This is a genomic window from Vagococcus martis (assembly GCF_002026305.1).
Lineage (GTDB): Bacteria > Bacillota > Bacilli > Lactobacillales > Vagococcaceae > Vagococcus > Vagococcus martis.
The window spans coordinates 128,292-141,471 of sequence record NZ_MVAB01000001.1; the positions used below are offsets into that span (position 1 = coordinate 128,292).

General features: G+C 33.2%; 13 protein-coding genes. All 13 read right to left on the minus strand.

Annotation, left to right across the window (positions count from 1 at the left end; translation table 11 throughout):
- Positions 1-90: 90 nt before the first annotated feature.
- A complete protein-coding gene (locus BW731_RS00630; protein ID WP_079344819.1) occupies positions 91-2,049 on the minus strand; it encodes a hypothetical protein in 1,959 nt (652 codons plus the stop codon).
- 827 nt (positions 2,050-2,876) lie between these two features.
- A complete protein-coding gene (locus tag BW731_RS00635) occupies positions 2,877-3,725 on the minus strand; it encodes a hypothetical protein (protein ID WP_079344820.1) in 849 nt (282 codons plus the stop codon).
- Between the two features lie 330 nt (positions 3,726-4,055).
- Positions 4,056-4,625 carry a recombinase family protein gene (locus BW731_RS00640; protein ID WP_079344822.1) on the minus strand — a complete coding sequence of 190 codons (570 nt, stop codon included), beginning with the start codon at positions 4,623-4,625 and terminating at the stop codon, positions 4,056-4,058.
- A 93-nt stretch (positions 4,626-4,718) separates the two neighbouring features.
- Positions 4,719-5,696, minus strand: coding sequence for a tyrosine-type recombinase/integrase (locus BW731_RS00645; RefSeq protein ID WP_079344824.1), 978 nt, complete (start codon positions 5,694-5,696; stop codon positions 4,719-4,721).
- 199 nt (positions 5,697-5,895) lie between these two features.
- A complete protein-coding gene (locus BW731_RS00650; protein WP_071457001.1) occupies positions 5,896-6,237 on the minus strand; it encodes a metal-sulfur cluster assembly factor in 342 nt (113 codons plus the stop codon).
- A gap of 82 nt (positions 6,238-6,319) precedes the next feature.
- Positions 6,320-7,108, minus strand: coding sequence for an acetyl-CoA carboxylase carboxyltransferase subunit alpha (locus BW731_RS00655; RefSeq protein ID WP_079344826.1), 789 nt, complete (start codon positions 7,106-7,108; stop codon positions 6,320-6,322).
- Positions 7,101-7,967 (minus strand): acetyl-CoA carboxylase, carboxyltransferase subunit beta, encoded by an 867-nt coding sequence (accD, locus tag BW731_RS00660; protein ID WP_079344828.1) that lies wholly within the window; start codon positions 7,965-7,967, stop codon positions 7,101-7,103. Before accD ends, BW731_RS00655 begins: the two co-directional genes overlap by 8 nt.
- A gap of 21 nt (positions 7,968-7,988) precedes the next feature.
- A complete protein-coding gene (locus BW731_RS00665; RefSeq protein WP_079344830.1) occupies positions 7,989-9,350 on the minus strand; it encodes an acetyl-CoA carboxylase biotin carboxylase subunit in 1,362 nt (453 codons plus the stop codon).
- Positions 9,351-9,354: 4 nt separating this feature from the next.
- Positions 9,355-9,783, minus strand: coding sequence for a 3-hydroxyacyl-ACP dehydratase FabZ (gene fabZ, locus BW731_RS00670; RefSeq protein WP_071457005.1), 429 nt, complete (start codon positions 9,781-9,783; stop codon positions 9,355-9,357).
- Between the two features lie 11 nt (positions 9,784-9,794).
- Complete coding sequence (accB, locus tag BW731_RS00675; RefSeq protein WP_079344832.1) at positions 9,795-10,247, minus strand: acetyl-CoA carboxylase biotin carboxyl carrier protein; 453 nt, start codon at positions 10,245-10,247, stop codon at positions 9,795-9,797.
- A 1-nt stretch (position 10,248) separates the two neighbouring features.
- Positions 10,249-11,487 (minus strand): beta-ketoacyl-ACP synthase II, encoded by a 1,239-nt coding sequence (gene fabF, locus BW731_RS00680; RefSeq protein WP_079344834.1) that lies wholly within the window; start codon positions 11,485-11,487, stop codon positions 10,249-10,251.
- 10 nt (positions 11,488-11,497) lie between these two features.
- Complete coding sequence (gene fabG, locus BW731_RS00685) at positions 11,498-12,232, minus strand: 3-oxoacyl-[acyl-carrier-protein] reductase (protein WP_079344836.1); 735 nt, start codon at positions 12,230-12,232, stop codon at positions 11,498-11,500.
- Positions 12,233-13,177, minus strand: a complete 945-nt coding sequence (gene fabD / locus BW731_RS00690; RefSeq protein WP_079344838.1) for an ACP S-malonyltransferase — start codon at positions 13,175-13,177, stop codon at positions 12,233-12,235.
- Between the last annotated feature and the right edge of the window lie 3 nt (positions 13,178-13,180).

The window sequence follows — 13,180 nt, forward strand, 5'->3', positions numbered from 1 at the left end:
TACAATCCACGAACTGTTTACATGGATTGTACATTAAAATTAATTTTCACATAATGCGGATTAATTATTTTGGATTTTTTCACTGATATTTTATAATCTTTTTATTTTCTTATAACTATTTGATTCCTCTATAAAAAAACACAACTTATTTTTTTTCAACAAACCATTCATATAGCTTAAATGATTATTTTTAATTAACATATTAAAATAATTAGCCAAATAATTTGATGCTCTACCATCAATTGAAATTCTCCCTAATGTTGTCTTTTCAACATCTTGATTAGTATCAAAAAAAAGGGTTATTACTTTAACTATTTCTGTCATTTTTTCTTTTTGCTTAATGTTAGGTTCATTCAAATTACTACTTATATTTTTAAACTCTGCTCTTTTTAATATTCTTGTTAATAATCCAATTGATTGACTTGCAATAAAAAAATAAATTTTTTGAACAGATTTTAAGTTTCTTAAGTCCGTTCTGAAAAAAATTTGGACTAGCTCACATAGCAAGTCATTCTCATATATCTCTTCTATCCTTTTATCAGAAAACCAATTTTCTTTTTTATTTTTCTTCTTCATTCTGTAATTTAAAGATTCATTTTTATATAACAGAAAAGCTAGTGCTCTATAATAATTCGGTGGTTTAATAGGTAAAGAACTTAGATACAAAGAAGTTTGCTTATTTAATAAATTCTTTCCTCTAGTATTAAATATATGCAAAAGTAATAAGTCATCTTTATAATTTGTAGGATAGTGAATTTCAGGTATAATTAATGCTTCATCTACTTCTTTATATTTATCTATCTCACCTTTACTACATAAAAAAAATATATTATCATGTTTACTTTTTAATTCTTTAACATCAAAGACAATTTCTTCCTGTGTTGTTTTTTTCTTCTTTGTTTTTTTCTCACTTCTTTTTGCACTTGTTGTGTTAATATTTCTAATACTTATACTGACTCTTTTGTAATTCGTTACATTTTCAATTGAAACTAACTCAAATCCAAAATTTAAGTATTTCATTTCGAAATAAGAACTCGTTCCATCCATTATGAGAATTGAATTACTAATTAAATCATAATTTATTTTTTGAGAGACAACTATTCCTCTTGGATTATTTTTTTGTTCTGGAGTAAAAAATCCAACACCATCTTTATAATATAATTCTCTTAATAATACGAATTTTTTTATAAACTCCATATCTTTAATTCTTTTAGCTTCAATCTTCTCTTTAACTTCTGAAAAAAATAATTCAAATAAAGTTTTACCTCTTTCATTATTATGCCTTTGAATACATTTTGTTTTTGTTGAGGTATTATCTAAGTGCTCTGATGCTATTAGAAATGGAATTATACATCTAAAATACATTTTCGCTTTAGACAGTTTTTCTTTTGAATTTACCAAATTACCTTTAGTTACCTTATCGTATACGTATTTTTTCTTTTCTTCTTTGTAACCAAATTTCGTTTTTTCAATCTCTTCATCCAGCCATGGTAAGTCGTTTACCGTAAAATCATTATATATAAACATACTAGGTTCTTCATCAATGATAATTTTTCTTTCATTTCCCTTATACTCTAAAGTCTTTGATTCATATTTTTCATCAGTCAAATTAATTCCATATTGTTTAAAAATCAATAATTTTTCTAATCTACTATGCGTTATAGATAACACTTGCGATTCATATAGTTCTTCTGTTTCATTATATTGATTACTACTGTTCCAATCAAAATACATTTGATTACAAAAATTTTCTTCATTTAATTTTCTCAAAACTCTTTTTAAATCCTTTTGCTGCTGCTTTTCTTTAAAAACCAATAATAATGGCTCATCTGTATAATTAATAATATAATTTACAAAACAATATAATGCGGTCGTTTTTCCATGACCTGGTTTTGCATCAAGTACTATCTTTTGTCTTTCATTATTCTTAAAAAAAAGCGTATAGTAAAATTCTAGACATTTGTTGAAAGATTTTTCATGTAACTTTATTTTTAATTTTTTTAAATATCTCTCACAGATAATTTTTACTTCCTCTAAATCATTCATCATTTTCCCTTTTCAAACCTCCTATTTTCTCTCTATATAATATAGTAAAAAGTAAGTTAGTAATTATTTATCAAACTAAATAATATTTAATTCCCAACTAGCATGTGTTTAAATTTTTTTGCCTTCATTGTATCCCTATTTTTTTCTCATTTTACCACGTTTAATTTTGTATAAACTAATAAGTATATTCAAATGTTAGCGGTGACTATTTAATAAAGTTATTCATCTTAATGTGTCACATACACCCAAGTATATTTTTGATATTTTTTAAATATAATAGTGGGTAAAAAATATATTTTTCATTACAATAATATAACTCTATAACACATTTAGGCCATATAGAGCAGAGCGACTTCGAGTATCTTTTGTTCTTTATTTACCTTTTCATTATTGTCTCAATACAATAAGAATAAAATCGGAACTTTTTAAATAAAAGATTTATTCATTTCCTTAAACTTGAATGTTTAACTTTGTGGATGGTGGTAAACCACCACCACTTACTGACAAACAAAATTCGCAAGCTCATTTTGTTTGTCACACAGTGAAAGCACTGAGTGCTCTCACCGTGACATGGACATATGTATAAATATTATATAGTAATTAAACACATTATACCAAAAAAACTATACTAAAATAGTAAAAAAGACACGCCTATATCTTAATAGGAGTGTCCTAAATTTTTTTACTGTACACTTAGCACTACACAAGTTGTTTATAGGTCTTTTAATAGGATTATTATAAATATAATTGGGCAAATTTATAAAATAAGTAACTAAAAAACAAGTGTCATTATTTATCGTATATCTTCGAAAGCTATCAGTAATACATTCTTATTGAATTTCAATCTCTTCATTTGAATAGAGAGGGTCAAATACAAAATCCTTTTTTTTATCAGAAAATTTTACTAAATACCTTAATCTATCTTTCTCTCCATCTCTTTGGACTCTAAATCCAACCAAATATAAATTAGTTTCATCATTTACAGTAAGTTCAACATTAATTGCATCATTCACTATTTTAAAAGATACTGTCCTATAGTTAGATAACTCTTCATCAAAAAAAAGATCTTTACCAACAAGTACAATTGTTTGAGTTAATTTTTTAGTCTCAGAATTAAGATGATGTTTAAAATTTAATTTCTCAGTATATATATATGATGCTCTACCTGTACCAAAATGTTCATTATCACGCTCAATAAATGATGCTTCTCGGTCAATAAATGCTTTATATAATTTTTGATTTAAAACTCCTTCATTGTAGTATAAATAAGCTTTCATTAATGTTGGTCTTGTATCAAATCTATTATTAATTGGTCTTGCCAAATCTGTCCAAATATATCCTTTTTCATCAGAACTGTAGTGTTCAAACCCTTTGTAAAGTTCAGATTTATAACTCGTGTCATTAGTGATTAAAAAACCAGATATTCTTGATTCTTGGTTAATTGTTCCACTTTCATCTGATTCTACTTCAATCCATATCTCATCTGTTAAATCTTCTGTAAAATGTTCATAAATTGTTTCACTATTTTCTTCTTCTTTTTCTATCATTTTTGGGCTATTTTTTTCATTATAACTAGAACTATCTTGCTCTTCATTTTTATCATTACTTAAAGTTTTCCCACAGCCACTAACTAGAATTAGTCCTACAATTAAAATATTTAATAGTTTTCTCTTTTTCATTTGCTTCTCCTTACAAATCTTGTTATTGTCGAAAGTTATATGTGGTAATATATTTTCAATAATTTGAACTCTCTATTTTGGTAATAACATACGCCCTTAATAAATCAAACCAACTCCTTTCACTACATAATTTCACTATTACTAACACTGTATTAGACTCTGTCTAAAACGAACGAATTAGATAATAATGAAATATATAGAAAAAGAACCTTACAAAATAACCAAAAGGTTGATTTCATAAGATTCTTAGTGAGTCAGCTTTGTATAATTTTATGTCTGTCAAAAACGTTCGTTTCTGATTATCATTATACGATACTTACTAAAAGTTTATCAACCTTTGTTATTCTTATATTTAAATTTTCTGAGTATCCTATAAATACTACTCTCACTAATGTTAAGCTTGATAGCCATCTGCTTCACTGTATAAACCTGTTTTTGATACATCTCAAGGACTTTAACTTTAGTTGTGTTATCTAGTCTTGGTCTTCCACCTTTGTTCTCAGACACCGCTAAAGCCTGTTTAGTGCGTTCGGATATAAGTGAAGCTTCCATTTCTGCAACAGCTGAAAGGATTGTAAAAATAAGCTTTCCTGTTGCTGTTGAGGTATCTATTCCTTCTGTAACAATGTTTAAATGGATTCCATTGTCCTCTAACTGACTAATGAGATTAACCAATTGTTTCGTGCTTCTCCCTAATCTATCAAGCTTATAGACAATGAGCGTATCTCCTTCTTCTAATATGTCTAAAGCTTTGTTTAATTGCTCTCTGTTCTCCTTGCGACCACTAACCTGTTCAATGAACCAATGAGTAGGTTGATAGGCTTTTAGAGCGTCTTTTTGGACTTCTATGCCTAGTGTTTGTTTGCCTGTTGATGTTCTGATATATGCTACTTTCTTCATTGCTGACTCCTTCTACTTGTTTAATAATAAGTAACGTCAGTAATAGTGTTTATAGTAAGCTTATGAACTATTACTGATATTGTCAATACGACTCTACTTAATTGTTTGCAATGGTGAGTGCTTGACTGCTCTCTCTATTGAATTATCAATATTTAATGACCTTAGATAGACTTCAGTCGTTTTAATTGAGGCATGCCCTAATAATTTTTGAATCATATAAATATCTGCACCATTTCTAACAAGTTTCTGCGTAAAGTAATGTCTAAAAGTATGAGGGCTTATTCTGATGTTTGGATTAACATCACTAGCAACACCAATTTTCTTAATTTCTCTCTCTGCTGAGATGTAACTATATTGTTTACCATTTTTCGTAAGAAATACATATTCATCTCTCGTAATCTCATAGTATTCAAAAAAATTGTTCGCTACTCTGATATACTTTAAATAAGCTTTATAAACTGTTGGCGAACAATGAACTACTCTATCTTTCTTCCCTTTGCCATTCTCCACCTTAATTTGTGATTCTTCAAGATGATAGTGTTTAAGATTCATAACCTCACTTATTCTGAGACCAGTATCAACTAATATCAGTAACAGTAAGTAATTTCTCTCATTTGTAAACTTTGTCTGAAGCCCTAGATGGTATTTATCTTTACGTTTTACATTAGTAAAAGTTCTTTGTTTAGCATACTTTAACATCTGTTTTACCTCATCATCAGAGAATGTATTGATAACAACTTGTCTTTCTTTTACCCACTTTACATACAAACATGGATTTTCTTTTTCTCTCATGTAATTCTCATCTACACAATACCTAAAAAACGCTCTAATGCTACGTAAATGGCTATTTACGTAAGATTCTGCTTTTCCTTCTTCAATATTTTTAATCAAAAAACCGCGTACGTGAGATACGGTGACCATACCTAGTGAGTCAATATTTTTTTCCTCTAAAAATTTCAGAAATAAACTCAAACTTTTCCCATGTTTTTTTATCGTCTTTGGAGCCAATCCTCTTGCCCTATCACTAAATGCCAACTCCTCTACTAAATCCTTTAATAACAATCTTTCCATAACAAAAAAAACTCCTTCGCTAACATATTAGTTAACGAAAGAGCTTATTAATTCTTGTCACTTTAATTTGGGATTCATTCAAAATTTGACTCTTTTAGTCAGTAATCCAAACTATGAGAAATTCATCTTGGACACCATACTAGGTGAGTATTTCACTCATCAAATTCTAATCAAAACACCTACAAACGTTGATATATTGCTATCTAATCCCTAAAGATATTCTGGCATATCTGCTCATACGATCAGTTGTCCACGCAGGATACCAAACTAATTTTACTTCTAATTTTTTGATTTCATCTATATCACTTAATGCATCGTGAATTTGTTCTGTGATAACGTCTGCTAATGGGCATCCCATCGTAGTCAACGTCATTTTAACTTCGCAATAACCTTCTTCATCCAAATTCACTTCGTAGACCAATCCTAAATTAACAATATCGATTCCCAATTCAGGGTCAATGACCGTCTCTAGTGCAGCAAGAATATCTTCTTTTACTTCATTTAGTTCTTCTTCAGTCCATTTTGACTCACTCATTTTCATTCTACCCCCTCAATATAAACTCACTTTTATATTAACTGAGAAATGAGTGTTTGTAAACGACTTAGCTAATGCTCACAAAAATTTAATATTTTCTAAACCGATTATATCGTTGATTTTTCAACTCATCTACCGACATTGTCTGATAATCATTCAACTGCTCAATAATAGTCTTTTTAAGATTCTTGATAATGTCTTTTTTAGATAACGTATCATTGCCACATGTCTCAGGTATGACCTTATCAACAACATGTAATTCTTTTAATTCAAAAGCTGTCAACTTCATAATTTCTGCTGCTTCTGAACTTCTAGCACTATCTTTCCATAAAATTGAAGCAAATCCTTCAGGTGAGAGAATGGAGTAAATACTATGTTCCAATATCCAAACATCATTTGCTACAGCCAATGCAAGTGCACCACCACTTCCCCCTTCACCTGTCAAAATAGAAAGAATTGGGACAGAGAGTTGGCTCATCTCATACAAATTTTTTGCAATCGCCTCACCTTCGCCACGTTCTTCGGCTTCTACACCACAAAACGCTCCTGGTGTATTGACTAAGGTAATAATCGGTCGATGAAACTTCTCCGCCTGTTTCATCAATCTCAACGCTTTTCGATATCCTTCTGGTGTTGGAGAGCCAAATCTCGTTTTAACGTTTTCTTCTAACGTTTGTCCCTTTTGAATTCCAATAATCGTTACAGGTATCGAGTTAATTAGTCCAATCCCACCAACTACAGCTTTATCATCGCCATAATAACGATCGCCATGAAGCTCAATAAACTCTTCCGTTACACCATCGATTATTTCTTTCGTCGTAAGTCGTTTGCTATCTCTAGCTAGTTGCACGATGTCATTTGCCGTATAGTTAGTCATCTCCTTCACCTCCACTATGAAGTAACAGAAGGGTAGACAACGTAGATTTCAGTTCTTTACGTGCCACAATTTTATCAATAAACCCGTGCTCTAATAAAAATTCTGCTCGCTGAAAATCATCTGGTAACGTTTGACGTATGGTTTGCTCAATCACGCGACGTCCGGCAAACCCTATCAATGCTTGTGGCTCTGCTAAAATGATATCTCCTTGCATAGCAAAACTTGCCGTGACACCACCTGTTGTGGGATCGGTCAAAACTGTGATATATAATAAACCACTTTCACTATGTCTTTTTATAGCGCCAGATATTTTAGCCATTTGCATTAAAGAAATAATCCCTTCCTGCATTCTAGCACCACCTGATGCTGTAAACAAAATAACAGGGAGTTTTTTTTCAGTCGCTAGTTCAACGAGTCGAGTAATTTTTTCACCTACAATGTGGCTCATACTCCCCATAATAAATTGACTATCCATCACGCCAATGGCAACTTTATAATTGTTAATACAGCCAATTCCAGTTACTACAGCCTCATCTAATCCAGTCTTTTCTCGGACATCTTTTATTTTTTCATCATAATCCGGAAAATTAATTTGATTCTTAAAGGGTATGTCAGTAAACATCTCTTGAAATGTGCCTTCATCCATCATCATATCAAGACGATCATAAGCACCTAATCTAAAACAGTAACCACAATGCTGACAAGTTCTTTCTTGACCTAATTCTTTTCGGTGCAAAGGCTTTTGACAACTCGGACATTTTTCCCACGCACCATCTGGCACATGAGGTTTGTCACTTTCTTGAACCGATTTATTTAAGGGAGTGATACGTATATAGTCTCTTTTTTTAAACAATCCCATATCTATCCTCCTTTTGACGTATTAGTCTTGTGACCAGTTTGGTAAAAACTCTTTCTGTAAAAATGATGTGTCATAACTTCCCTCAATCACTAATGGATGAGTCAGTAAATCTAGTTGAAACATTTGATTGGTTGTCACTCCTTCGACGACTAACTCAAGTAACGCTCGTTTCATTTTTAGTAAGGCCTCTTCTCGCGTTTGACCGTGAGTAATAATTTTAGCAATCATCGAATCATAAAACGGTGGGATAGTATAATCTTGATACATGGCACTATCCACGCGTAATCCTAACCCTCCTGATGGTAAAATTAACGACGTGATCTTACCTGGAGAGGGCGCAAAGTTAAATGCTGGGTTTTCAGCATTTAATCGACATTCAATGGCATGACCAGAAAATGACACGTCTGATTGGGTTAATGTTAATTTTTGACGGGCCGCTATTTTTATTTGCCATTTTACGATGTCAATTCCCGTAATCATTTCAGTTACCGGGTGCTCGACTTGAATTCGTGTGTTCATTTCCATAAAATAAAAATTATTTGCTTCATCCACTAAAAATTCAATGGTTCCGGCATTTTCATAAGACACAGCCTTTGCCGCCTTAATCGCTGTATCGCCAATGCGAGTTCGTAAATCATCTGACAAAGAAAAACCTGGTGCTTCTTCTAATACTTTTTGATTATTTCGTTGCAGCGAGCAATCTCTTTCACCTAAATGAATGACATGTCCAAACTGATCACCTAATATTTGCACCTCAATGTGTTTAGCTGGGTAAATAATTTTTTCAATATACATTTCACCACTACCAAATGCAGCAAGGGATTCTTGTTGAGCAGAAGAAAAGTGATGTGGCAACTCTTTAGCATTTAGTACTTTTCTAATCCCTTTTCCACCACCACCTGCAGCTGCTTTTAACATTAAAGGGTAACCAATTTTTTTTGCTATCTTCATTGCGTCTTCTATGGAGTCTACCGCACCATCACTACCTGGTATAACAGGAACTTTGGCATCTAACATTATCTTTCGGGCATTGATTTTATTGCCCATCTCTTCAATCGTTTTAGATTTTGGCCCAATAAACGTGATCTGACATTCTTCGCACATTTCAGCAAACAAACTATTTTCCGCTAAAAAACCAAATCCTGGATGAATAGCTTGCGCACCTGTCACGATAGCAGCACTTAACACATTATGCATATTTAAGTATGACTCACTCGCTTTTGACGAGCCAATACATATTGCTTCATCAGCTAATGCAACGTGCAACGCATTTTTATCAGCTTCTGAGTAAACAGCAACGGTTTTAATTTCTAATTCTTGACATGCTCGAATGATTCTAGTTGCTATCTCGCCTCGATTGGCTATTAATATTTTATCAAACATAATACTATGCCCCAATAATAAATGTCATGAGTGCTTGACAAACGACTTTGTCTTCCACTTTAGCTGTTGCTTTTCCAACGCCAATATTTCCTTTTTGTTTAATAATTTCCATCTCCATCACTAGCACGTCACCTGGTACAACTTTTTGGCGAAACTTTACTTTATCAATACCACCTAAATAACCAGTTTTCCCTTTGAATTCTTCACTTTTTAATAGAGGTATAGAACCAGTTTGAGCAAGAGCTTCTAATATTAATACTCCTGGCATAACAGGTTCTCCTGGAAAATGTCCAGGAAAAAAATGCTCATTGTACGTAACATTTTTTATTGCTTTAACATAACTTCCTGGTGTTAATTCCACTACTTTATCAACCATCATAATCGGGTAACGATTTGGAATAATTTCCATAATTTCTTGTACATTTAATTGCATCTTTCTTCCTCCTACGAAATCTTAAATAGTGGCTGTCCAAACTCAACAACCTCTTCATTGGTGACGAAAACTTCCGTTACAACACCAGAAACATCACTAACAACATCATTCATAATTTTCATGGCTTCAATAATACATAACGTATCTCCCACCTGTACACTATCACCAACTGACACAAAATTTGGCTTGCCAGGTTCACTTGCAGTGTAAACAACTCCAACAATTGGTGATTTAATCGTTTGTCCTGAAATATCTTCTACTTTTGGTGAAACGTCTGTTGTTTCAACTTCACTTACACTAACTTCTTTAACCTGATTATCGTGTTCTTTGACAACAATATCATGAGATTTTTTACTATCATTTTTACTTAAATAAAGAGATAACCCTTCAATGGACACGTTCATTTCACGTATATCACTATGTTCAAATCGATCAACTAATTCTTTGATAGACTCATAACTCATTTTACTCACCTCGCCATTTTTTCATCGCAATGACGGCATTATGACCACCAAATCCTAATGAATTACTTAATGTATAATTGACAGTCGCCCCTCTTTTTTCTTTCGCCACATAATCTAAGTCACAAGCTTCATCAGGATTTTCTAAACCGATAGTTGGTGGAATCGTATCAGTCATTAAAGCTCCTAAACACGCTAACGCTTCAACGGCTCCAGCTGCACCTAATAAATGTCCTACCATACTTTTGGTACTTGATACCGGTGTGTTGTAGGCTTCTTCTTTCATAGCATATTTTATGGCCGTTGTCTCCGCACTATCATTTGTCGGTGTACTTGTTCCATGTGCATTAATATAGCTAACTTCTTCAGGCGTAATACCTGCTTCTTCCATTGCTAACATCATACATTTTCCAGCACCAGAGCCATCACTACTTGGGCTTGTTATATGATTTGCATCACAATTAGAACCGTAACCGACGATTTCACCGTAAATTTTAGCACCTCTTTTTTTCGCATGTTCCAATTCTTCAAGAACTAAAATGGCACTACCTTCACCCATGACAAAGCCATTTCTATCTTTATCAAATGGAATCGACGCTTTTTCCGGATTATCAGAATCACTCAAAGCTGTCAAAGCGGCAAAACCTGAAATACCAATTTCACAAATCGTTGCTTCAGCTCCACCAGCTAAAATAATATCTGAATACCCATGTTTGATATTTCGAAACGCTTCACCAATTGCATTGGTTGATGAGGCACATGCTGTTACAACAGACGTACAAATACCTTTTGCTCCGACCTTGATTGCAATGTTTCCAGCTGCCATGTTACTAATGGCCATCGGGACGAAAAATGGTGCGACACGTTTTGGCCCTTTTGTGTGCATACGAATGACTTGATCTTCAATCGTCTTCATTCCACCAATACCAGAGCTGACCATGACACCAAAACGATCCACATTTATCTCGTCGATATTAATCTGACTGTCTGCCACTGCTTGTTTGGCTGCAGAGATGCCATATACAGAAAACATATCCATTCGTTTTGTTTCCTTTTTTTCCATATATAAGGTTGGATCAAATTCTTTCACTTCAGCTGCTACATGAATTCCTGTTTCAGTTGCATCAAACTTTTGAATTGGGGCAATCCCATTTGTTCCATTTAACACATTTTCGATAAATTCTTCTGCTGTATTTCCAATTGGTGTCACTGCTCCAACACCTGTAATTACCACTCGTTTCATGTTTTTCCTCCTAAGCGTTCATCACCATTCCACCATCTACATTGATGACTTGACCTGTAATATATGTTTGACTTGCCAGAAAAATGGCAGTATTTGCAATATCGTCTGTGTTGCCTAGTTTTTTTAATGGAATATGTGCTAAAGTCGCCTCTTTGACTTTTTCAGACAAACTATCTGTCATATCTGTTTCAATAAATCCTGGTGCAATTGCGTTGCATGTGATTCCTCTAGCTGCCAACTCTTTTGCCGCTGATTTAGTTAAACCAATAACACCTGCTTTACTGGCTGCATAATTTGCTTGTCCAATGTTCCCAATTTCCCCAATCACACTCGACATGTTAATGATAGCCCCTGAACGCTGTTTCAACATTACTTTAGAAGCATGATGAATGGTATTAAACGTCCCTTTCAAGTTGACCGAAATAACATCATCAAACATTTCTTCAGACATACGCATTAATAGCATATCTTTTGTAATTCCCGCATTATTTATCAAGACATCGACTGAGCCAAATACTTCTTTGGCTTCCGTGATTAATTGGTTGGCTGATTCAAAATCTTGCACATCACCAATCACACAATGTGTTTTAACACCATATGACTCGATTTCACTTATTAAATCACTATCTATCACTTTTCTAGCATTTAAGACAATATTTGCTCCTTCATTAGCAAAACGAATGGCAAGTTGCCTACCAATACCTCGTGAACTTCCTGTAATAACGACTGTTTTATCTTTAAACATTTACTTCCCCCATTTTATTAACTTTTTTTCTAGTTGACGAAGTGTTTTGATATTCTCTATATTTTGTACGTTTATCGTACTCTCAGTAGCACGAACAAAGTGGGACAATGTTTTTCCTGGTCCTAATTCAATTAAAGTATCAATTGATGCTCTTTTAAATGTATGGACTGTTTCTTCCCAATAAACGGGAGACATCATTTGTTTTTTTAAATTTAATCTAACATCATCTATCTCTTTCAATACGTCTCCAGTGACATTTGTCACGATTGGCAGCTTACTTTGAGAGAACATTGTGTTCAGTAGTTCTTGATAAAATGTTTCTGCTGCCTGTTTTAATAATGGTGTATGAAATGGTCCACTCACGCTTAGCGGCACTACTTTTTTTGCTCCAGCTTCTACTAGCTTTTCTTGTGCAATTAAAACCGCCTCTTTATGTCCAGCAATTGCAATTTGTTGTGGCATATTATAATTCACCGGGATGACAAGAGCATTCTCAGAACTTATTTCCTGACACACCGTTTCCACGATGTCTCTATCTAATCCTATTACCGCACTCATCGCACCTTTTCCTTGTGGGACAGCTGTCTCCATCAGTTCTCCACGTTTGTGTACCAAAGATACCGCATCAGAAAAGGAAAGTACGCCACTTTCTACTAATGCACTATATTCTCCTAAACTTAAGCCGGCTACCATTGTGGGTGATAAATCGTACTCTTGCTTAATCACGGCAGACGTCGCACAACTCATTGTTAAAATAGCAGGTTGTGTGTATTTGGTTTCGTGTAATAATGAATTGTCTTCAAACATCATATTTTTCATATCTAGTCCTAACACATCACTCGCACAGTCAAGATACTCTTTAAAAGTAGGGAATTCTTCGTACAATTCTTGTCCCATTCCATTATATTGACTGCCTTGACCGCTAAAGATAAATCCTAATGTCATTTA

Coding starts and splice junctions, on each gene's coding strand:
- BW731_RS00630 (WP_079344819.1), bottom strand. CDS start 2,049: ATGATGAATGATTTAGAGGAAGTAAAAATTATCTGTGAGAGATATTTA.
- BW731_RS00635 (WP_079344820.1), bottom strand. CDS start 3,725: ATGAAAAAGAGAAAACTATTAAATATTTTAATTGTAGGACTAATTCTA.
- BW731_RS00640 (WP_079344822.1), bottom strand. CDS start 4,625: ATGAAGAAAGTAGCATATATCAGAACATCAACAGGCAAACAAACACTA.
- BW731_RS00645 (WP_079344824.1), bottom strand. CDS start 5,696: ATGGAAAGATTGTTATTAAAGGATTTAGTAGAGGAGTTGGCATTTAGT.
- BW731_RS00650 (WP_071457001.1), bottom strand. CDS start 6,237: ATGAAAATGAGTGAGTCAAAATGGACTGAAGAAGAACTAAATGAAGTA.
- BW731_RS00655 (WP_079344826.1), bottom strand. CDS start 7,108: ATGACTAACTATACGGCAAATGACATCGTGCAACTAGCTAGAGATAGC.
- accD (WP_079344828.1), bottom strand. CDS start 7,967: ATGGGATTGTTTAAAAAAAGAGACTATATACGTATCACTCCCTTAAAT.
- BW731_RS00665 (WP_079344830.1), bottom strand. CDS start 9,350: ATGTTTGATAAAATATTAATAGCCAATCGAGGCGAGATAGCAACTAGA.
- fabZ (WP_071457005.1), bottom strand. CDS start 9,783: ATGCAATTAAATGTACAAGAAATTATGGAAATTATTCCAAATCGTTAC.
- accB (WP_079344832.1), bottom strand. CDS start 10,247: ATGAGTTATGAGTCTATCAAAGAATTAGTTGATCGATTTGAACATAGT.
- fabF (WP_079344834.1), bottom strand. CDS start 11,487: ATGAAACGAGTGGTAATTACAGGTGTTGGAGCAGTGACACCAATTGGA.
- fabG (WP_079344836.1), bottom strand. CDS start 12,232: ATGTTTAAAGATAAAACAGTCGTTATTACAGGAAGTTCACGAGGTATT.
- fabD (WP_079344838.1), bottom strand. CDS start 13,177: ATGACATTAGGATTTATCTTTAGCGGTCAAGGCAGTCAATATAATGGA.